20 protein-coding genes are annotated in these 20,421 nt (G+C 72.9%); 5 read left to right on the forward strand and 15 right to left on the reverse strand.

Features of this window, described 5'->3' with window-relative positions:
• Positions 1 to 138 precede the first annotated feature (138 nt).
• Both ABD224_RS23435 and ABD224_RS23440 read right to left on the reverse strand, forming a co-directional pair.
• Entirely contained in the window at positions 139 to 732 is a 594-nt protein-coding gene (locus ABD224_RS23435; protein ID WP_344053098.1) for a histidine phosphatase family protein, read from the reverse strand.
• A gap of 170 nt (positions 733 to 902) precedes the next feature.
• Positions 903 to 2,366, reverse strand: coding sequence for an aminotransferase-like domain-containing protein (locus ABD224_RS23440; protein ID WP_344053100.1), 1,464 nt, complete (start codon positions 2,364 to 2,366; stop codon positions 903 to 905).
• Here ABD224_RS23440 and ABD224_RS23445 point away from each other — a divergent pair.
• Together ABD224_RS23445 and ABD224_RS23450 are read left to right on the forward strand one after the other, a co-directional pair.
• On the forward strand, positions 2,365 to 3,279 hold the full coding sequence (locus tag ABD224_RS23445) for a DMT family transporter (RefSeq protein WP_344053102.1): 915 nt from the start codon (positions 2,365 to 2,367) through the stop codon (positions 3,277 to 3,279). The genes ABD224_RS23440 and ABD224_RS23445 overlap by 2 nt on opposite strands.
• Before the next feature lie 73 nt (positions 3,280 to 3,352).
• Positions 3,353 to 3,553, forward strand: coding sequence for a DUF1918 domain-containing protein (locus ABD224_RS23450; RefSeq protein WP_067395011.1), 201 nt, complete (start codon positions 3,353 to 3,355; stop codon positions 3,551 to 3,553).
• Here ABD224_RS23450 and ABD224_RS23455 read toward each other — a convergent pair whose 3' ends face one another.
• The gene (locus ABD224_RS23455; protein WP_344053107.1) at positions 3,554 to 4,804 is read right to left on the reverse strand and encodes a glycoside hydrolase family 10-like protein; all 1,251 of its coding nucleotides are present in this window, start codon (positions 4,802 to 4,804) and stop codon (positions 3,554 to 3,556) included. It abuts the gene before it with no gap.
• 182 nt (positions 4,805 to 4,986) lie between these two features.
• Between ABD224_RS23455 and ABD224_RS23460 the strand changes: the two genes are divergently transcribed.
• Positions 4,987 to 5,847, forward strand: coding sequence for a 3-hydroxybutyryl-CoA dehydrogenase (locus ABD224_RS23460; protein WP_344053133.1), 861 nt, complete (start codon positions 4,987 to 4,989; stop codon positions 5,845 to 5,847).
• 57 nt (positions 5,848 to 5,904) lie between these two features.
• On the opposite strand, the gene ABD224_RS23465 is transcribed toward ABD224_RS23460, so the two are convergent.
• The 9 genes from ABD224_RS23465 to infC all read right to left on the reverse strand — a co-directional run bounded on the left by ABD224_RS23465 (position 5,905) and on the right by infC (position 15,696).
• Positions 5,905 to 6,435, reverse strand: a complete 531-nt coding sequence (locus ABD224_RS23465) for an NUDIX hydrolase (RefSeq protein WP_344053109.1) — start codon at positions 6,433 to 6,435, stop codon at positions 5,905 to 5,907.
• A 98-nt stretch (positions 6,436 to 6,533) separates the two neighbouring features.
• Positions 6,534 to 7,874 carry a tetratricopeptide repeat protein gene (locus ABD224_RS23470; RefSeq protein ID WP_344053111.1) on the reverse strand — a complete coding sequence of 447 codons (1,341 nt, stop codon included), beginning with the start codon at positions 7,872 to 7,874 and terminating at the stop codon, positions 6,534 to 6,536.
• Positions 7,875 to 8,194: 320 nt separating this feature from the next.
• On the reverse strand, positions 8,195 to 10,699 hold the full coding sequence (gene pheT / locus ABD224_RS23475; protein ID WP_344053113.1) for a phenylalanine--tRNA ligase subunit beta: 2,505 nt from the start codon (positions 10,697 to 10,699) through the stop codon (positions 8,195 to 8,197).
• Positions 10,699 to 11,820, reverse strand: coding sequence for a phenylalanine--tRNA ligase subunit alpha (pheS, locus tag ABD224_RS23480; protein ID WP_067394998.1), 1,122 nt, complete (start codon positions 11,818 to 11,820; stop codon positions 10,699 to 10,701). Before pheS ends, pheT begins: the two co-directional genes overlap by 1 nt.
• Before the next feature lie 149 nt (positions 11,821 to 11,969).
• Complete coding sequence (locus ABD224_RS23485; protein ID WP_344053116.1) at positions 11,970 to 13,115, reverse strand: sensor histidine kinase; 1,146 nt, start codon at positions 13,113 to 13,115, stop codon at positions 11,970 to 11,972.
• A 53-nt stretch (positions 13,116 to 13,168) separates the two neighbouring features.
• Positions 13,169 to 14,050 carry a TrmH family RNA methyltransferase gene (locus tag ABD224_RS23490; protein ID WP_344053118.1) on the reverse strand — a complete coding sequence of 294 codons (882 nt, stop codon included), beginning with the start codon at positions 14,048 to 14,050 and terminating at the stop codon, positions 13,169 to 13,171.
• 165 nt (positions 14,051 to 14,215) lie between these two features.
• Entirely contained in the window at positions 14,216 to 14,599 is a 384-nt protein-coding gene (rplT, locus tag ABD224_RS23495) for a 50S ribosomal protein L20 (RefSeq protein ID WP_344053120.1), read from the reverse strand.
• Positions 14,600 to 14,709: 110 nt separating this feature from the next.
• Entirely contained in the window at positions 14,710 to 14,904 is a 195-nt protein-coding gene (gene rpmI / locus ABD224_RS23500) for a 50S ribosomal protein L35 (RefSeq protein WP_067394986.1), read from the reverse strand.
• A 108-nt stretch (positions 14,905 to 15,012) separates the two neighbouring features.
• Positions 15,013 to 15,696 carry a translation initiation factor IF-3 gene (infC, locus tag ABD224_RS23505; RefSeq protein ID WP_344053135.1) on the reverse strand — a complete coding sequence of 228 codons (684 nt, stop codon included), beginning with the start codon at positions 15,694 to 15,696 and terminating at the stop codon, positions 15,013 to 15,015.
• Positions 15,697 to 16,061: 365 nt separating this feature from the next.
• Between infC and ABD224_RS23510 the strand changes: the two genes are divergently transcribed.
• Positions 16,062 to 16,436, forward strand: a complete 375-nt coding sequence (locus tag ABD224_RS23510; protein WP_344053123.1) for a DUF1844 domain-containing protein — start codon at positions 16,062 to 16,064, stop codon at positions 16,434 to 16,436.
• A gap of 87 nt (positions 16,437 to 16,523) precedes the next feature.
• On the opposite strand, the gene ABD224_RS23515 is transcribed toward ABD224_RS23510, so the two are convergent.
• Positions 16,524 to 17,261, reverse strand: coding sequence for an SseB family protein (locus ABD224_RS23515; RefSeq protein ID WP_344053125.1), 738 nt, complete (start codon positions 17,259 to 17,261; stop codon positions 16,524 to 16,526).
• Here ABD224_RS23515 and ABD224_RS23520 point away from each other — a divergent pair.
• Positions 17,245 to 18,030, forward strand: coding sequence for a serine hydrolase (locus ABD224_RS23520; protein WP_344053127.1), 786 nt, complete (start codon positions 17,245 to 17,247; stop codon positions 18,028 to 18,030). The two genes, ABD224_RS23515 and ABD224_RS23520, sit on opposite strands and share 17 nt — an antisense overlap.
• A 22-nt stretch (positions 18,031 to 18,052) precedes the next feature.
• On the opposite strand, the gene mycP is transcribed toward ABD224_RS23520, so the two are convergent.
• Together mycP and ABD224_RS23530 are read right to left on the reverse strand one after the other, a co-directional pair.
• Positions 18,053 to 19,324 (reverse strand): type VII secretion-associated serine protease mycosin, encoded by a 1,272-nt coding sequence (mycP, locus tag ABD224_RS23525; protein WP_425581039.1) that lies wholly within the window; start codon positions 19,322 to 19,324, stop codon positions 18,053 to 18,055.
• Positions 19,321 to 20,118 carry a hypothetical protein gene (locus ABD224_RS23530; RefSeq protein WP_344053139.1) on the reverse strand — a complete coding sequence of 266 codons (798 nt, stop codon included), beginning with the start codon at positions 20,116 to 20,118 and terminating at the stop codon, positions 19,321 to 19,323. The genes mycP and ABD224_RS23530 overlap by 4 nt, the downstream gene beginning before the upstream one ends.
• Positions 20,119 to 20,421 lie beyond the last annotated feature (303 nt).

Raw genomic sequence — 20,421 nt, forward strand, 5'->3', positions numbered from 1 at the left:
TCACTGCACGTTTATGCAACGGTGGCATGGGGGCACGGAGCCGTGGACGCGGGAAGGCGGACACGGGAAAACGGTGAGGTGAACCGGCCGGCGGCCCCGGCCGAGGGCCCGGTGCGGCCGTCCGTGCGCACAAGCCGTCTACGCGTGGGAGAGCGAGGCCGGTATGCCGTCGAGGCAGAGGTACCAGCGGCCGGCGTGACCGGTGACGGTGGTGGTCGACAGGGGACGGACGTCGATGTTCCAGTAGGTGGACGGGGGCACCTTCAGGGCGTAGACCAGGGCCGCGCGGATCACGGAGGGCTCGGCCACGGCGACGATGCGGCAGCCGTCCTCGGCGGGCCGGGTGTCGAGCCAGCCGCCGACGCGGGTGATGAAGGACAGCAGCGACTCACCGCCGTGCGGAGTGCTGCGCGGGTCGGTGATCCAGGCGTCCACGGCCTGCGGTTCCCGGGCCATCGCCTCGCCCAGGGTGAGCCCGCGCCAGCGGCCCATGTCGCAGTCGCGCAGGGCGAGCTGGACGAGCGGGGCGTAGCCGAGGGCGTCCCCGGTGGCGCGGCTGCGCGGAGTGGGCGAGCAGTAGCGCAGGTCGGCGGCGGCGAGCGGCAGCAGCTCATGGGCGACCCGCCACACCTCGTCCCAGCCCGCCGGGTCGAGCTGCCGGTCGTCCTCGAACCGCTCGGCGAGCAGCGGGGAGCCGCGCGCCGCGGCGACAAAAGTGACCTGAACCGCCATGCGGCGATCGTGAGCCCGGAAAGCAAGCAGGTCAAGGGGTGCGACATGAGGTTACTCAGGGTTCACCGACGCAGTCGTCATATGTCCGGCACATGTGCCGATATCTGCCCGGTCCGGGACCGGGGAAGCCGGCGGCGGACGGCGGTCCTCCTTGGTCTCCCTCTCCCCTCTCACCTTCCTCGTCCCCCTCGCGCACGCACCTCCTCGCAGGCCGTGCGCAGACGCCGTACGCCCTCGGTGATCTCGGCCGTGCCGGCGACCGCGGCGAAGCTCAGCCGCAGATGGGGCGCCGGGGGTTCGGCGCTGAAGTAGGGGCGGCCGGGAGCGACGGCGACTCCTGTGCGCAGGGCGGCGGCGGTCAGGGCGGACTCGTCCGTGCCGTCGGGCAGGCGCAGCCAGAGGTGGTAGCCGCCGGAGGGGATGTGCGCGAGCGCGAGGTCGGGCAGGTGCTGCCGCAGCGCGGCGGTCATCGCGTCGCGGCGGCTTCTCAGCTCGGCGGCGAGGGTGCGCAGATGCCGCGGCCAGGCGGGTGAGCCGACCAGTTCCAGGGCCGCCTCCTGCAAGGGCCGCGGCACGAAGAAGGTGTCGACGACCTGGATGGCGCGCAGCCGTTCCAGGACCGGGCCGCGGGCGACCAGCGCGCTCACCCGGAAACTGGGCGAGGTGGCCTTGGTCAGCGAGCCGACGTGGACGACGACTCCGTCCGGGTCGTCGGCGACGAGCGGGGGCGGCAGGGGGCCGGAGTCCTCGTGCGCGAGCCGCCGCACGAAGTCGTCCTCGACGACGAACGCGCCGGCCTCGCGGGCGGTCCGCAGCACCCGTGCGCGCCGCTCGGGGGCGAGAACGGCCCCGGTGGGGTTCTGGAACAGGGGCTGGCAGACGAACACACGGGCTCCGGTCGCCCGGAACGCGTCGGCGAGCAGCTCCGGTCTCACCCCGTCGGCGTCGGCCGGCACGGGCACGGGCCGCAGTCCGGAGGCCCGGGCGATGGCCAGCATGCCCGGATAGGTGGGCGACTCGACCAGCACCGGGGCGCCGGGCGGGGAGAGCGCCCGCAGGGCGGTGGTGAGCGCGGACTGGCCGCCGGCGGTGATCAGGACCTCGGCGGCGGTGACGGTGCCCTCCGGCCCGCCGATGCTCCGCGCGAACCACTCGCGCAGCTCCGGCAGCCCCTCCAGCGGTGGCCGCCCCCAGGCTCCTGGGCGGCGGCCCGCGCGGGAGAGCGCCGCGGCCATGGCCCGCTCGGGCTGGAGGGAGGGGTGCAGATAGCCGCCGTTGAACTCGATCACGCCCGGGGGCGGTGCGGCGAGCGAGACCGTGACGCCGGAGGCGTCCACCGTGCGCGGTACGAGGTCGGCGGCGCCGTCCGCGCTGAGCGCGACCTCCTGCCAGGAGGTGTCGCCGGCGGGCGCGGCCGGCGGGCGTCGCGCCGCGCGGAACGCGCCGGCCCCGGGCCGGGTGACCACCAGGCCTTCGGCCGCCAGCTGCGCCAGGGCCCGCGAGACGGTCACAGGGCTCACCCGGTAGCGCTCGACAAGGGCCCGGCTCGACGGGAGCTTTCCACCCGGTGGATAGCGCTTCAGCTCCTGTCGCAGCTGTCGGGCGAGCTCGTCGACACTGCTACGCTGTTGCATGAGAACACAGAGTAGCGCTACTCCTCACGTGTCAATAGCGGTGGCCGCCCCGGGCCCCTCCCCCGCCGGCCTTCTCCAGGCCGCCCTCGGTGTCATCGCCTTCTCCCTGACCTTCCCGGCCACCGCCTGGGGTCTGGAGGGTTTCGGTCCCTGGTCGCTGGTGGCCGTGCGCAGCGTGCTCGCCGCCGTCCTCGCGGGCGGCTGCCTGCTGGCGCTGCGTGTCCCCCCGCCCGCACGCCGCCACTGGCCCGGGCTCGCGGTCGTGGGTGCCGGGGTGGTCCTCGGCTTTCCGCTGCTCACCACGCTCGCCCTGCAGACCTCCACCACCGCGCACGCCGCCGTCGTCGTGGGCCTGCTGCCGCTGACCACGGCGCTGCTGTCCGCGCTGCGCGTCGGCTCCCGGCCCTCGCGCACGTTCTGGGGGGCGGCGCTGGCGGGCGCGGCGGCCGTCGTCGGCTTCACCGTGCAGCAGAGCGGAGGCGCCCTGGTCGCCGCCGACGGCTGTCTCTTCGGTGCCCTGCTGATCTGCGCCGCCGGCTACACCGAGGGCGGCCGGCTGGCCCGCGTCATGCCCGGCTGGCAGGTCATCGGCTGGGCGCTGGTGCTCTGTCTGCCGCTCACCGTGCCCGGCGCGGCGCTCGCGCTGGCGTACGAACCGGTGCACCTGAGCGTGCACAGCGTCACCGGGCTGCTGTGGGTCGCGGCGGGCTCGCAGTTTTTCGGTCTGGTCCTCTGGTACCGGGGCATGGCGGCCATCGGCATTCCGAAGGCCAGCCAGTTGCAGTTGGCCCAGCCGCTGCTCACACTGGTGTGGTCGGTGCTGCTGCTCGGTGAGCACCCGACGGCGGCCGCCCCGCTGACGGCCGTCGCCGTGCTCATCTGCATCGCCGTCACCCAGCGGGCGCGCGGCTGATCCGCCCGCGCCCCGCGCACGGGTCCGACAACCGAAGATCGCTGCCCCCGCACACGGTGAGGAGGTCCCGCAGATGCGTGCATCCGTGGGCGACCGGCTTGTTCAGCACGGCAGGGTGGTCGGCCAGCGCGACCAGATCTCCGAAGTCGTCGAAGTACTGGGCCGGGAGGGCAACCCGCCCTACCGCGTCCGCTTTCCGGACGGGCACGAGGCCGTGATGTCCCCCGGCCCCGACTGCCAGGTCGTCCGCCGGAAGGAACACGAAAAGCGTTGATCAGTGCGGGGGGTCCGCCGGCTGCCGGTAGTGGCCGGCGGCCACCCGCGCCATCGCACCCGCCGGGTCGGCCATGACCTCCGTCCCGGCGAAGAACACATGGCCGCGCACCTCGGGGTACCCGGCCGCGAACGCGAGGTGGCGGGACAGCTCCTCCGGGTCCTGCCAGGCCGGGCCCTGGGCCGGGTCGCCCGCCTTGTACAGCGCCTCTCCCGCGTACAGCTTCGTCCGGCTGCCCCGGGCCACCCCGGCCCACCAGGGCAGCAGGGTGGCGTAGTCGGCGGCGGGGAAGCCGATGTTCCAGTACAGCTGCGGGACGACGTAGTCGATCCAGCCCTCCTCGACCCAGGTGCGCGTGTCCGCGTGCAGGTCGTCGTAGGCCTGGACGGCCGCCCGGGTGTCCGAGCCGCGCGGGTCGCTCGAGGCGTTGCGCCACACCCCGAAGGGGCTGATCCCGAACTGCGCGCCGGGCCGGATCCTCCGGACGGCCTCGGCCATCTCCCGGACCAGACGGTCGATGTTGTCCCGCCGCCAGGCGGCCCGGTCCGGGAAGCCCCCGCCGTGGCGGGCGTAGGCGGCGTCGTCGTCGAAGAGCCGGCCCGCCACCGGGTACGGGTAGAAGTAGTCGTCGAAGTGGACGCCGTCCACGGGGTATGCGCGCACCGCGTCGAGCATCGCCTGCTGCACGAAGGCCCGCACGGCGGGCAGACCGGGGTTGTAGTAGAGCGTTCCGCCGTACGCGACCACCCAGTCGGGGTGTCTGCGGGCCGGATGGGAGGCGGTCAGCCGGGACAGGTCGGTGTGGCGGGCGATCCGGTACGGGTTGAACCAGGCGTGCAGCTCCAGGCCCCGGGCGTGCGCCTCCCGCACGGCGGTGCCGAGCGGGTCCCAGCCGGGGTCCTTGCCCTGGACTCCGGTCAGGTACTGCGACCACGGCTCGTACGGCGAGGGCCACAGCGCGTCGGCGGTCGGGCGCACCTGGAACATCACCGTGTTGAGCCGGCAGCGCACCGCCGTGTCGAGCAGGGCGATCAGCTCGCTGTACTGCCGGGCCGCGCTCAGCCCGGCACGCGAGGGCCAGTCGCGGTTGTCCACGGTGGCCAGCCACATGCCGCGCATCTCGGTGACCGTGCTCCGGCCGCGGGCGTCCGCGGGCCCTTGCGGTCCTCCCCTCGCGGTGGCCGTGCCCGCGGTGAGCGTCAGGGCCGACAGTGCGGCGACGGTGAACGTCCGTCGTGTCACTCGCTCCACCCGGACCACCCCGCAACGTCCTGGATCCGCTCCGTCACGGATCGCGCACCGGGCCAGCATGCCCGACCCGGTCGACCGATCGGGGGTGCCGCAGGGGTAACGTGCACGATCGGAGCAGGCACCGAACCAGAGGCCGCCTGCCCCACGCGTAGATCAGCGAAGGGGACGATGTGACGGACATCGTGACGGACATCGAACGCGTCGGAGTGGTGGGCTGCGGCCAGATGGGTTCGGGCATCGCCGAGGTGTGCGCCCGGGCCGGCCTGGACGTGCGAGTCGCCGAGACCACCGGTGAGGCCCTGGAGATCGGCCGTACCCGGCTGTTCAACTCCCTGGCCAAGGCCGTCGAGCGCGGCAAGATCACGGAGGAGGAACGGGAGGCGACGCAGGCACGGCTGCACTTCACCACCGACCTCGGCGAGTTCGCCGACCGCGATCTGGTGATCGAGGCCGTCGTGGAGAACGAGCAGGTCAAGACGGAGATCTTCCAGGTCCTGGACCAGGTGGTGACCCGGCCGGACGCGATCCTGGCCTCCAACACCTCCTCGATCCCGCTGGTGAAGCTGGCGGTCGCCACCGCGCGGCCCGACCAGGTGATCGGCATCCACTTCTTCAACCCCGCCCCGGTGCAGAAGCTGGTCGAGCTGATCCCGGCGCTCACCACCTCCGAGAACACGCTGAGCCGGGCGCAGCTGTTCGCCGAGAAGGTGCTCGGCAAGCACGCGATCCGCGCCCAGGACCGCTCCGGCTTCATCGTCAACGCGCTGCTGATCCCCTACCTGCTCTCCGCGATCCGGATGTTCGAGTCGGGCATCGCCAGCCGCGAGGACATCGACAACGGCATGGAGCTGGGCTGCGCCCACCCGATGGGGCCGCTGAAGCTGTCGGACCTGATCGGCCTGGACACGGTGGCCTCGGTGGCGCAGAGCATGTACGAGGAGTACAAGGAGCCGCTGTACGCCGCTCCCCCGCTGCTCCAGCGGATGGTGGAGGCCGGCCGGCTGGGCCGCAAGACCGGCTCGGGCTTCTACACCTACAGCTGAGCGGCCCACCAGTGACCTGCGACTGAGCGCGTCCCCGACCGCGTCCGTGCCCGGCCGTCATCTCAGCCTGAGGTGGTGCAGGAGCAGCAGCGCCGCCGCCATGCCGGCGGCCGGGACCTCACCGCGGGCGACCAGGTCGGGGACCCGTTCGAGGGGCACCCATGCGCGGCGGTCGGACTCGAAGTCGTCCACGGGGTGTCCGACGTACTCGCCCCGGTCCGACCAGTAGATGTGGTGCCGGGCGTCGGTGAGGCCGTTGGACGGCTCCACGCTCATCAGATGGCGCAGGGGACCGGGCCGCCAGCCGGTCTCCTCCTCCAGCTCCCGGGCGGCGGCCGCCGCGATGTCCTCGCCCTCCTCGACGACGCCCGCCGCGAGCTCCCAGCCCCAGCTGTCGGTGATGAAGCGGTGGCGCCACAACAGGAGGACCTCGCCCGCCTCGTTCACCACCGTGGCCGCGGCGACCGGCCGCAGCCGGATGAGGAAGTGGTCGAGGTGCCGGCCGTCCGGCAGCCCGACATCCGCGAGGCTGACGGTGAACCAGCGGTTGGCGTACACGGTCTGTTCGCTCTGCTTCGTCCACTGCACGGCTGCGCCACCTTCCGTCCGGGTCAGCGGCACTATCGCAAGCCGGAGCGGTCTCACAGCAGGCGCACGGGGAGCCGCCCGGAGGCACGGCGGGGTCGTCACAGCGGCACGCGCAGTGCCCCGTCGATCATTTCGGCCGCCTCCGCCGTGCCGGAGCAGCCGCTGTGCACCAGCTGCTCACGGACCGCGCGCAGTCTGTCCCGCACCCGCTGGGACTCCATGCCACGGGCCTGCTCGGCCATCCGCATCGCGGCGGCCACCGCCTTGTCGGCGTTGCCCCGGCGCAGTTCGATCGTGCTGAGCAGGGCGAGGCGGTGGACCCGGCCGCGGTCGTGCGCCGGAGTGTCCACGGCGGCCGTCGCGTGCTTCTGCGCCGCCTCCAGCTCGCCGAGGTTGAGCAGTGCCTCCGCCGCCTGGACGTTGACCAGGCCCGGCTGGACGTAGCCGGTCTCATCGGGTTCGTGTCCGCGCCGGATGCGTTCGGCGGCCCGTTCGGCCCGGTGGATGCGGGACAGCGCGTTCGTGCTCTCGCCGAGGTGGGCGTACGCCTTGGCCTGCATCGCGTACAGGTCGGAGGCGAGCGCGGGCGTGATGTGCCGGTCGGCGGCGCGCAGCGCGGTCTCGGCGAAGGCGACGGCCTGGCGGTACTCCCGCAGGAACAGCGACTGGTTGACCAGCAGCGCCATCACATACGCCCCCAGTCCCCGGTCCCCGCTGGCCTTCGCGAGTCTGAGCGCCTGGTGGAAGTAGCGCTGGGCGAGACCGTGCGCGTCGGAGTCGTAGGCGCAGATGCCCGCGATCGCCACCAGGGCGCCGGTGGCCCGGTGGAGTTGGCGGCCGGTGGCGTCGCTGTAGCTGCCGCGCAGCAGCGGGGCGGCCTCGGCGTTGAGGAAACCGACGACCCGGCCGCGGGTCGCGATGCCGCCGGCCCTGCGGTACATCTGCTCGTAGTGCGTACGGGCGGCGCGCAGCATCTCGATGTCGCCCGGGGTGACCCGGCGCGGGCCGCCGCGCGAGACGTCCGTGTCCTCGGGCGGGTTCTCCCACTCCCACACCGGCATGACGGCGGAGGTGCCGGACAGGGTGGGGGCGCCCAGGACATGGGGACGCCGCTGTTCGTCGGAGCGCCACAGGGCGGTGGCACGCTCGACGAAGCCGGACAGGGAGGTTCCGTGCGGGGCGGGCGACTCGCCCGGCACGCCCAGGCCGATGTCGTCGAGCGTGACCGGCCGGTGCAGACGGGCGGACAGCACCTCGCAGATCAGGTCGGGTACCTGGCCGCGTGGCCGCTGGCCCTTCAGCCACCGGGCCACCGCGGTGTGTTCGTACCGAAGGACGAGTCCGCGCTTCTGCCCCGCCTGGTTGACGCGCGCCGCCAGGCCCGCGTGCGAGATCCCGGCCTCGTCCAGGATCGCGTCGAGCAAGGTGTTGGGCTGCATGGGTGCCCCCGGGTGACTCGGTGGCGCCACTGTAGTGCGTCCGCGTTCACACGGGGTGTGAACGAAGCACCCGGTTTCGTACCGTGTGCGCGCTGTCGCGGAGAGTTCCGGCCTGTTTGACTGGAATACCTCCTCCAAGAGGCCGGCCGGGCCGCCGGCTCCCCCCTCGAAGCAGTGCGGCGGCCCGGTCACCGCGCTCGGCCCGGGGCGTGTGGTTCCCCGTTCCCCCTGTCCCGGGCCGCGCGCGGGCGGCCGGCGGTACACTCGCGGTCCTCGCCGCTCGCCGGAGCCGGTTCCCGCGGGAACCGGCTCCGCGCACGTCAGCTCCGCAGCACCGCTCCCGTGCGCTCGGCGGCCAGCGCCACCGCCGCGTCACGGGCCGCCGACGCCTCGTCGACCGTCAGGGTGCGGTCGGGCGCGCGGAAACGCAGTGCGTAGGCCAGGGACTTACGGCCCTCGCCGAGCTGCTCGGCGTTCTCGTAGAGGTCGAACAGCCGGATGGACTCCAGGAGCTCCCCGGCACCCTCGCGCAGCGCGGCCTCGACGTCGGCGGCCGGGACCGCCTTGTCGACGACGAGGGCGACGTCCTGGGTGGCGACCGGGAAGGTGGAGATGCCCGGCGCCTGCGGGAGGTCGTTGCCGACCCGCTCCAGCAGGTCGAGGTTCAGCTCCATCGCGCAGGTGCGCGCGGGCAGTCCGAGCGTCTTGAGCACCCGCGGGTGCAGCTCGCCCGCGTGGCCCACGACCTGCTCGGTGCCGTCCACGACGACCGTGAGCTCGGCGCAGCGGCCCGGGTGCCACGGCCCGTACGCCCCCTTGCGGACGGTCAGGCCGGCCCCGGCCTCGCGGGCGACGATCCGGGCGGCCTCGACCGCGTCGGCCCAGTCGGCCGGGCGGCCCTTGCCCCACCAGCCGGTCTGCTCACGGGCACCGGCGAGGACGACGGCGACATGGCGCGGCTGCTCGGGCAGTGCGGCGGCCAGACCGGCGAGCTCCTCGTCGGTGGGACGCCGGTCGACGGGCAGCCGGGCGGCGGTCCGCTGCTCCTCGCGGGGGTGGAAGACCAGACCGGTCTCGAACAGCGCCAGATCGTGGCTGCCGCGGCCGTCGTTGCGGCGCAGCGCGCCGAGCAGGCCCGGCAGCAGCATGGTCCGCAGCGCGGGCTCCTCGTCGCTGAGCGGGTTGACCAGCCGGACCACGCGGCGGGCGGGGTCGTCGGCGTCCAGGCCGAACTGGTCGAAGACCTTCTCGGCGAGGAACGGGTACGTCGGCGTCTCGACATAGCCCGCCCCGGCCAGCGCGCGGCCGACCCGGCGGTGCAGCCGCTGCCGGCGGGTCAGTCCGCGGCCCGAGGGGAGCCTGGGCAGGGTGGAGGGCAGGTTCTCGTAGCCCTCCAGGCGGATGACCTCTTCGGCCAGGTCGTTGGGGTCCGCCAGGTCGGGCCGCCAGGACGGGACCGTGACGGTCAGCTCGTCCTGCCCGGAGACGTCGCAGCCGATCTCCTGCAGCCGGCGGACCACGGTCTCGCGGCCGTAGACGACGCCCGCGACCTTGTCCGGGTGGTCGGCCGGCACGGTGATGGTGCGCGGCGCGGAGGGGGTGACCACCTCGGTGACGCCGGCGTCGGCCGTGCCGCCCGCGAGCAGGACCAGCAGGTCCACCGTGCGCTGGGCCGCGGCCGCGGCGGCCTGCGGGTCGACGCCCCGCTCGAAGCGGCGGGCGGCCTCGGAGGTCAGCTTGTGGCGGCGGGCGGTGCGCGCGACGGAGACCGGGTCGAAGTGGGCGGCCTCGATGACGACGTCGGTGGTGGTGCCCTCGGTGTCGTCGATCTCGGTGTGGGCGCCGCCCATGACGCCCGCGAGGCCGATCGGCCCGCGCTCGTCGGTGATGACCAGGTCCTCGGCGTGCAGGGTGCGCTTGACGCCGTCGAGGGTGGTGATCTCCTCGCCCTCCTTGGCCCGGCGCACGCCGATCGTGCCCTGGACGCGGGCGCGGTCGTAGGCGTGCAGCGGCTGGCCCAGCTCCAGCATCACGTAGTTGGTGACGTCGACGGCGAGCGAGATCGGGCGCATGCCGGCCTTCTGCAGGCGGCGCTGCAGCCAGATCGGGGAGCGCGCCTCGGGGTCGAGGCCGGAGACCGTGCGGGCGGTGAAGCGGTCGCAGCCGAGCGGGTCGTCGACCCGCACCGGGTAGCCGAAGTCGTTCGCGGCGGGGACGTCGAGCAGGGCCGGGTCGCGCAGCGGCAGACCGTAGGCGATGGCGGTCTCCCGGGCGACGCCGCGGATGGACAGGCAGTCGCCGCGGTTGGCGGTGACGGCGATGTCGAGGACCTCGTCGACCAGCTCCAGAAGCTCGATCGCGTCCGCGCCGACCTCGGTCTCCGGGGGGAGCACGATGATGCCCTGGCTGCCGTCGTCGCCCATGCCCAGCTCGTCGCTGGAGCAGATCATGCCGTGGGAGACCTTGCCGTAGGTCTTGCGGGCGCTGATCTCGAAGCCGCCGGGCAGCACACCGCCCGGGAGGACCACCACGACCTTGTCGCCCACGGTGAAGTTGCGGGCGCCGCAGACGATCTCCTGTGGCTCGCCGGTGCCGTTGGCCTGTCCGACGTCGACGGTGCAGAAGCGGATCGGCTTCTTGAAGCCCTCCAGCTCCTCGATGGTCAGCACCTGGCCGACGACGAGCGGCCCCTTGATGTCGGCGCCGAGCTGTTCGACGGTCTCGACCTCCAGACCGGCCGAAATGAGCTTGGCCTGGACGTCGCGCCCGGTCTCGGTCGCCGGCAGGTCGACGTACTCCCGCAGCCAGGAAAGCGGGACCCGCATCAGATCTCCATCCCGAACGGCCGGGTGAACCGAACGTCACCCTCGACCATGTCTCGCATGTCTTCGACGTTGTGGCGGAACATCAGCATCCGCTCGATGCCGAACCCGAAGGCGAAGCCGCTGTACTTCTCCGGGTCGACACCGCAGGCGGTGAGCACCCGCGGGTTGACCATGCCGCAGCCGCCGAGCTCGATCCACCCCTCGGAGGAGCAGGTGCGGCAGGGCCGGTCGGGGTTGCCGACGGACTCGCCGCGGCAGACGTAGCACTCCATGTCCATCTCGGCGGACGGCTCGGTGAAGGGGAAGAAGTTCGGCCGCAGCCGGGTCTTCACGCCCTCGCCGAACAGCGACTGCACCATGTGGTCCAGGGTGCCCTTGAGGTCGGCCATGGTCAGGCCCTCGTCCACGGCGAGCAGCTCGACCTGGCGGAAGACGGGCGTGTGGGTGGCGTCCAGCTCGTCGGTGCGGTACACGCGGCCGGGGCAGATGACGTAGACCGGCAGGTCGCGCTCGAGCAGGGAGCGGATCTGCACGGGCGAGGTGTGGGTGCGCAGCACCACGCCGGAGTCGGTGCCGTCGCCCGGGCCCTGGACGAAGAAGGTGTCGGCCTCACCGCGGGCCGGGTGGTCCGGGCCGATGTTGAGGGCGTCGAAGTTGAACCACTCGGCCTCGACCTCGGGTCCCTCGGCGACCTCGTAGCCCATGGCCACGAAGATGTCCTCGATGCGCTCCGAGAGCGTGGTCAGCGGGTGACGGGCGCCGGCCGGGACGCGGTCGTACGGCAGTGTGACGTCGACGTCCTCCTCGACCAGCACGCGGGCGTCCCGCTCGGCCTCCAGTTCGGCCTGGCGGGCGGCGAGCGCCTTGTTGACCGCGCCGCGGGCCATGCCGACGCGCTTGCCCGCCTCGGCCCTGGCGTGCGGGGGCAGGGCGCCGATCTCGCGGTTGGCGAGGGCCAGCGGGGAGGCGGGGCCGGTGTGGGCGACCTTGGCCTCGTGGAGCGCGTCGAGGGAGTCCGCGGCGCTGAAGGCGGCGAGCGCCTCGTCCCGCATGCGCTCGATCTCTTCCGGTTTCAACGCCTCGACCTCGACAGGGTCGTACGACTTGTTGGGTGCCGACATCTCTTCCCGTGCTTCCGATTGGCTGGGCTGCCCCGTTCACGGCCCGGAGACAATCTCGTTCGTCCACGGAACCGGACGCAAAGGTGCCATTGGCCGAGTCTAACGGGGCGGAGGAAGGCGAAGGCGCCCGTGGGGCCTCGGCGGACCGCTCAGAGCAGGTGCGCCGGGGTGCCCACGGGCAGAACGAATCGGAACTGCGCGCCGCCGCCGGGGGCGCGGCCGACCGTGATGACACCGCCGTGGGCCTCGACGATGCCCTTGACGATGTAGAGCCCGAGGCCCGTGCCGCCCCGCTTGCTGCCCCGCCAGAAGCGGGTGAAGACGCGGTTCATGAACTCCTCCGGGATTCCGGGCCCCTCGTCGCACACCGTGACCGATGTGGCGGTCTTCCCGGTGCCGTCCCCCTCGCGGGGGGACGGTGCGGGCATGACGTCAATGGTGACGGTTCCCTCGCCGTGCCGCACGGCATTTTCGATGAGGTTGCTCAGCACCTGGTCGATCTTGTCCGGGTCGGCCCACAGTTCGGGCAGCGGCTGCTCGATGCGGACCAGGAACCGGTCGGCGGGCTGGCCGGCGGAGACGTACGCCTGGACGTGCCGGCCGACCGCGGCGCCGATGTCGATGAGCTGGCGGCGCACCTCCAGCCGGCCGGAGTCGATGCGGGAGATGTCGAGCAGTTCGGCGATGAGCCGGGTGACGCGGTCGGCGTCGGCGTCGACGGTCTCCAGCATCAGCCGTTTCTGGTCGTCGGTGAATTTCTCCCACTTGGCCAGCAGAGTCGCGGTGAAGCCCTTGACGGAGGTCAGCGGCGAGCGCAGTTCGTGCGCCACGGTGGCGATCAGCTCGGCGTGGCTGCGCTCGGTGCGGCGGCGGGCCTCGGTGTCGCGGAGGGTGACGACGACGCGGCGGACGGGTCCGGTGGGGCGGGTGCGGACGTACTTCGCCGAGACGAGGACCTCCCGGCCGCCGTGCAGCAGGAGGTTGCGCTCGGGCTGGCCGGTGCGGATGGCCAGGCCGCCGTAGGGGTCGGTCAGCTGCCACCAGCGCCGTCCCTCGAGGTCCTCTAAGGGCAGCGCCTTCTCCAGGGGCTGTCCGAGGGCCTTCTCGGCGGGGACGGCGGTGATCCGGGCGGCGGCGGCGTTGAAGCAGACGACACGCCCGTGCTCGTCGGCGACGACCAGGCCGTCGGGCAGGTCGTCGGGGTCGATGCCGAGTCCGGTCGGGTCACCGTGCCGGGGTGCGGGCGGGCGTCGCGTCTCGTGCGTGCCCGGTGTGCTGCTGGTACCGACACTCATCCCCGTGCTCCACCTCTCAGCCGGTGCAGAGGGCCCCCGAACGGGTCACCTTACTAGCTCTCCCGGCTTCTCCGGCTTTCCGCGGCGGAGCGGGATCCGCCGCGGGCGCGCTGTGCGCGGGCCGATGCGTAGAGACATACGGCGGCGGCGGTCGCGAGGTTCAGGCTCTCGGCCCTTCCGTGGATGGGGACGCGGACGACGGCGTCGGCGAGGTCGCGGACGTGTGCGGGCAGGCCCCAGGCCTCGTTGCCGAACACCCAGGCGGTGGGTCCGCCCATGGTGCCCTTGTCGAGCTCGTCGTCGAGGTCCCGGTCGCCTCCGCCGTCCGCGGCCAGGACGCGTACGCCCGCGGCCCTGAGGCCCTCGACGGCCCGCTCGACGGGGACGCCGACGGCGACGGGCAGGTGGAACAGCGAGCCGACGGAGGCCCGCACCGCCTTGGGGTTGTAGAGGTCGACGGAGGCGTCCGTGAGGACGACCGCGTCCGCTCCGGCGGCGTCCGCGCAGCGCAGGACGGTGCCGGCGTTGCCGGGGTCGCGCACATGGGCGAGGACGGCGACCAGGCGGGGCCTGGCGGCGAGGATCTCCTCGAACGGCGTGTCGAGAAACCGGCAGATCCCGACGATCCCCTGGGGGGTGACCGTGGTGGCGATGTCCGCGATGACGCTGTCGGCGGCGAGGTGGATCCGGGTGCCGGCGGCGCGGGCCTCCTCCACGATGTCCGCGTGCCGCCCGGCCGCCTCAACCGTCGTGAACAGCTCGACGAGGGTGGCGCTGCCGTCCGCCGCCCGGTGCGTCACCGCCTCCCGTACGGCCTGGGGGCCCTCGGCGAGGAACAGCCGCTCCTTCCCCCGGAAGTTCCGCTTGGCCAGGCGCCGCGCGGCCAGGACCCGGGCCGAGCGGGGGGAGATGAGATCGGGAGTGGCGGGGGGCATGGAGGCTTCACCTTCGCTGGTCTTCCACCGCGGCGGTGCTCGGCCGGCACGGCGGTTTCGGGCGGTGCCGAACAAATCCGGGCATCACGCTGCGGACACGCAATGGACCCGCGGGCACAGCCCACGGGTCCCTTCGGTCGCGCCGGCCGGGAGCCGACGCGGCGATCACGCAGCCTTGGGCGCGTTGACGTCGCTCGGCAGAGCCTTCTGCGCGACCTCGACGAGCGCGGCGAACGCGTTCGCGTCGTTGACGGCCAGCTCGGCCAGGATCTTGCGGTCGACCTCGATGTTCGCGGCCTTCAGCCCCTGGATGAAGCGGTTGTACGTCATGCCGTTGGCGCGGGCGGCGGCGTTGATGCGCTGGATCCACAGCTGACGGAAGTCGCCCTTGCGCTTCTTGCGGTCGTTGTAGTTGTAGACCAGCGAGTGGGTGACCTGCTCCTTGGCCTTGCGGTACAGACGCGAGCGCTGACCGCGGTAGCCGGAAGCCTGCTCGAGAATCGCCCGGCGCTTCTTGTGGGCGTTGACTGCCCGCTTGACGCGTGCCACTTGTTCAACTCCTTGTAGCGGGGCCGTGGCGGTGGTCACACGGCCCGGAAACGACTGGGTCCCGGTTCTGACGTGGGGCGCGTGGGATCAGCGGATCACGCGCCGCTGTGTCACTTGCCGAGAAGCTTCTTGATCTTCTTGGCGTCGCCCGGGGCCATCTCGGCGTTGCCGGTGAGACGACGCGTCACACGGGACGACTTGTGCTCGAGCAGGTGGCGCTTGCCGGCGCGCTCACGGAGCACCCTGCCGGAGCCGGTGACCTTGAAACGCTTCCTGGCACCGCTGTGCGTCTTGTTCTTCGGCATAGCGCCGTTCTCTCCTCGTAGGTGCGCTCCGGTGCCCGGTCATGAGAAACCGGGCACAGTGGAGCGTCGCTCTTGTATCGGTTACATCTTGGGACGCGCGTCCCGAGATCACGCCTCGGCAGGCTCCTCGGACGACGCCCCCCGCCGGGAGGCTGCGCCACGACCCTGACGCCCGGCCTTGCGGGCCTGCTGCGCCTGGCGGGCCTCGGCCATGGCCTCGGTCTTCTTCTTGTGCGGACCGAGAACCATGATCATGTTGCGGCCGTCCTGCTTCGGGTTCGACTCCACGTACCCGAGGTCCTGGACGTCCTCCGCGAGCCGCTGCAGCAGCCGGTAGCCCAGCTCGGGCCGGGACTGCTCGCGACCACGGAACATGATCGTGATCTTGACCTTGTCGCCCTGCTTGAGGAACCGGACGACGTGACCCTTCTTGGTGTCGTAGTCGTGCGGGTCGATCTTCGGCCGGAGCTTCATCTCCTTGATGACCGTGTGCGCCTGGTTCTTGCGCGCCTCACGGGCCTTCATGGCCGACTCGTACTTGAACTTCCCGTAGTCCATGAGCTTGCACACGGGCGGACGGGCGTTCGCCGCGACCTCGACCAGGTCCAGGTCGTACTCCTGCGCAAGCTCCAGTGCCTTCGCAAGCGGCACGATGCCGACCTGCTCGCCACTGGGACCGACAAGTCGCACCTCGGGAACGCGAATCCGGTCGTTGATGCGGGGCTCGGCGCTGATGGATCCTCCTCGGTAGCACCACGCGACGGTCTGGCGGACAGTCGCGTACCTCGTGATTCGTTAGACCTAACCGCGCCGAAGCAGAAAAAATGCCCCGGACGATCACAGGCGGAGCTCCTCGAACCTACCGGAGCAACCGCCGCGAGACCGCGGGGCGCGCTTTCGGGCGGCTTGCCACTGTTCTGGGGCGGGACCGCCTGACCGGTGACCCGCCGCCCCGGAAGGCGGTCAGGTGGGAGTTCGAAGCCTCCACTTGTGGGCCGGACTCGTGTCGCACGCTCATATGTTCGTTCATATGCCGTGCGGCGGACGCATCCGACCGGTCGTCACACAAGGCTAGCAGCTGCAAGGGGGAACGACCAATCGGAACGGGACAGGGCTTGATGAGGGCGGACGTCCGCCCTGCCCCTATGGTGTGGGGCATGAGTGAAACCCCCTCCGAGCGTCCCGAGACCGCCCAGACCCCCGACTTCGACGCCATGACCCGCGACATCGCCGAGGTTCCGGCGGTCGAGGTGATCGTGACGGTCGCCGTCCATCTGATGAGCGCCGCCGCCGTCAAGCTCGGGCTGACCGAGGAGGGCGACAAGTACAAGGACCTGGACGAGGCGCGCAAGCTGGTGACCGCGCTCGCCGGACTGCTGGACGCGAGCGCGACCGAGATCAGCTCCTTCCACGCGGCACCGCTGCGGGACGGTCTGAAGTCGCTGCAGCTGGCGTTCCGCGAGGCGTCGCTCGTCCCGGACGAGCCGGGCCAGGGCCCGGGCGAGAAGTACACCGGGCCGGTCTACGGCTGACCCGGGCCGGTCCACGGCTGACCCGCCGCCGCCCGGCGTTCCCGTCCCTTCACTCCCTCACGCGCCTCTGCGCACCTCTTCCCTGCTTCACTCCTTCACATACAAGGGCTCGCCCGGCGGCGTGGTCCCGGCCGGCAGCAGTGCCAGGTCGAGGCCGCGCACCAGGCGGGCCCTCAGTGTGTCGCTGGCGGCGAGCCGCTCGGCGAGGGCGCGGACGGTCTCGGCGGGAGCGTCGGTGACGGACGGGTCGAGGACGACGGCGAGGGTGCCGTCGGCCCGTCCCGGTCCGAGGTGGGCGCGCAGCACGGCGTGCTCGGCGGCGACGATCTCCCGTACGGCGTCGATCACGGCCGGGTCGGCCAGCGGATCCGTCGTCGTGCGGCCCTCGGCGAGGGCGATCAGCGCGGGCCCGGTCAGCTCGAACGGCACCGGTCCGGCCATGTCCAGCACCACGGTGTCCGCTTTCTCGCGCGCGGCGGCCTCCAGTGCCTGGTGCAGGTGGACGGCCACGGGGCGGGCCTTCGGGTCCCAGCGGGCCAGGGAGTCGGTGGAGGTGAAGGCGGGCAGGGCGGTGCGGTGGCCGGCCTTCAGGGTGGGGACGGCCATCTCGCTGGTCTTCTCACGGCGCAACCCGTTCTCGTCCTCCTCCACCTCGCCGAGGACGGCCACGACGGGGACGAGGAGCCGGGTGTCCTTGAGCGCCTCCAGGACGGGTTCCACGGCGGTGCGGTCCTCCGCCCAGGCCGCGAGCGCCGCGCTCAGCCGGGGGTCGGGGGAACCGTCGTCGTCGGCGAAGGGGGAGGGGGGAATGTTCTTCTTGGCCACGATCCCCGACCCTATCGGCAGGGTGTCCGGCGTTCTCCGGGAGGCGGCGGTGGAAGCAGGGGCGGCGGGGTCCGCGGTGATGTCGGCAGCGGTGTGCGACCTCGGCTCCGGGGAGGGCTTCGTACGCGGCGACGGGGTGCACGAGACGGCGAGCGTCGTCAAGGTCGGCATCCTGGCGGCACTGCTGCTCCAGGCCCAGGACGCGGGGCGGCGGCTGACGGCGCAGGAGCGGGCGTACGCCGCCGCCATGATCGAGCACAGCGACAACGACGCGGCGTCGGCGCTGTGGCGGAGCATCGGCGGGGCGGACGGGCTGGACGCGGCGAACGGGCGGTTCGGGCTCGGGAACACCCGTGGTGGCGACGGCACGCTGTGGGGTCTGACCCGGACCACGGCCACTGACCAGCTCGTTCTGCTGCGGCAGGTGTTCGGCGGGGACGCACGGCTGGGCGAGGAGGCGCAAAGGTATGTCCAGGGGCTGATGAGCCGGATCGTCGCGGGCCAGGACTGGGGGGTGTCGGCCGCGGCCGACGGCTCCGCGTGGGCCTTGAAGAACGGCTGGCTGCCGCGCAGTACGACCGGGCTGTGGATCGTCAACAGCATCGGCCGGGTGACGTCCGGCGGCCGTGACTGCCTGGTGGCCGTGCTGTCGCACGGCCACGCGACGAAGGAGCAGGGCATCGCCCTGGTCGAGGCAGTGGCGCGGGAGGCGGTGTCGGTGCTCCGCGGGAGCGTGTCGCCACGGGGCTGGAAGCCGCTGCGTTCCTAGAAGTCCGCGGGGCAAAAAGTGCCTAGAAGTCCCCGCGGGACGGGAATCCGCCGGAGGACCGGAACCGGAAGCCGCCGGGGTCATGGGGCCGGAGGCCGTCCCCGTCCTCGCGGCGCCCGCGCCACAGAACGGCCGCCACGACCAGCAGCACTCCCCCGGCGCTGCCGACGAGAGGGCCGGCCCAGTCGGAGGCGCCGCCGTCCGGGGCGGCCGGCTCGGGGCCGGGGCCGAAGTACTTGCCGGTGTGGGAGGCCGCCCGCAGGTCCCGCGGCTCGAGCCGGTCGGCGGCCTTGATGGCGGCGACGGGGTCGACGAGACCGAAGCCGCGGGAGTCGTCACGGCCGCCGACGGGGGCGTTGCGGGCGGTGTCCTGCAGGAGCTTCTTGATCTGGGCGGGGGTGAGGTCCGGATGGACGGACTTGACGAGGGCGACGGCGCCGGAGACGAAGGCGGCGGCGGCGCTCGTGCCCCAGCCCTCGTAGTACCTGCGGTCGGGGTCGGCTATGACGACGTCCACACCGGGCGCGCTGACCGTGGCGTACCAGCGGCGGGTGGAGAAGGAGGCGCGGGTGCCGTAGCGGTCCACGGCGGTCACGGCGATCACGCCCGGGTAGGCGGCCGGGTAGGAGATGTGGTCGCCCTTCTCCCCGCCGTTGCCGGCCGAGGCCACGACCACGGAGCCCTTGCTCAGCGCGTACTGGACGGCCTCGTCCTCGGCGGGCTCGGGGTGCGCGGAGGCCGAGTCGTCGCCGAGGGAGAGGTTGATGACGTCGGCGCCCTGGTCGGCGGCCCAGCGGATGCCGTCGGCCAGCGCGTTGCCGCGGGTGGTGCGGGCCTTGGCGCGGGCGGGGTCGCCGTCCTCGAGGATCACGCGGACGGGCAGGATCTTCGCCTCCGGGGCGACGCCCATGACACCGTCGGCCTTGCCGGGGCCATGGCCGTGACCGGCGATGATGCCGGCCATGGCGGTGCCGTGGCGGGCCCAGGTGCGGTCGCCGGGCCGTGCCCCGAAGCCGACCAGGTCCCTGCCGGGCAGGACGTTGCCGGCGAGGTCGGGGTGGTCGGCGTCGACACCGGTGTCCAGGACGGCGACGGTCACGCCCTCGCCCTTGGTGGTGCGCCAGACCTCCTCGGTGCGCAGGGCGTCCAGGCCCCACTGCTGGGCGCGGATGCCGTCGGCGTGAGCGGCCGTGGGCGGGACGAGAGCGAGGCAGGCGGCGAGGAGCACGCTCAGGACGCCGGCTCTGCGGGCCGTGCGGGAGGCCGGAGTACGGGAGGTCGCGACGGTTTTCACGAGGGCTTCTCCGTGGCCGACTTGACGGTTCTGCGCAACCCCCGTCCGATGCGGTCGGCCAGGCCCTGGGCCTCGTGGCCGAGGCCGGCCTGGGCGGGGGCCGTGGTGGCGCCGGCCTCCCTCGCCTCGGCGGCGGGCTGCGGGGCGTCGACCGTCCTGCCGTCGGCCCAGCCGGAGACGGCGTAGACGATCACGGGGGCCTCGGTCAGCACGGAGATGGTCCAGGACGCCCGCTGCTTGTCGCCGAAGGCCTCGGCGGCGGTCCCCTTGGCCGCGTACGGGCGGGGCATGAGATCGGTGCGACGGGCGAGTCGCTCGTTCTTGAAGCGCAGGGCGAGGGAGCGCATGGCGGGGGCGTCGGCCTCGGTGAAGAGCAGGCCGACCGTGGTGACGTAGCTCTGGGTGGCGTCGGTGTAGGTGGCGCGCAGCAGACGGGCGCAGCCGACGGGGGCGAGGACCTTGCGCAGCGGCGGGTCGAAGGCGCCCTCGCAGCCGCTGTCGGGTGCGACCGCGATCCGGGTCCAGGTGCGGTCGGCTCCGCCGGGGCCGGCACCGCGGCCCTCCACGGTGGGAGGGAAGAGCTGGTCGACGGGGACGCTGTGCCACAGGGTGCCGGCGGCGGCGAAGCCGCTCGTTCCACCGGTCCCGGCCGGCTCTCCGGTGAGCCGGCTCCCGGCCACGGCGCCGCCGATGAGCCCGAGCCCCAGCACGACACAGACCGCCGCCACGGCGGCTCTCGGCCGTATCCGGCCCCTTCGGGGCCGCTGCTGCTCGCCGTATCTGTCGCCCGGCAGCCTGAAGGCGTTCCAGGACAGCGCGGGATCGGGCGCCGCACCGGACGCGGGCCGCCGGGCCGCCGCCTCCTGGGTGTCCCCGCCGCCGGCCGGACCATCGGGGCCGGACCACGCGGGCACACTGCTCCAGGCCGTCCCCGCGACAGCGGTGGTGCGGCCGTCGGCGCCGGGGCGCGGAAACACGCGTCCGGCCCCCACGAAGGCTCCGGGCTCGCCGTGCGGGTCGCCGTCGGCCGGCGAGGCGGCAGAGGCCGGGTGCGGCGGGAAGCCGGGGCGAGCCGTGGCGCCGGCGGAACCGCCGGT

This window comes from Streptomyces thermoalcalitolerans (assembly GCF_039525155.1).
In the GTDB taxonomy this organism is placed as follows: Bacteria; Actinomycetota; Actinomycetes; order Streptomycetales; family Streptomycetaceae; genus Streptomyces; species Streptomyces thermovulgaris.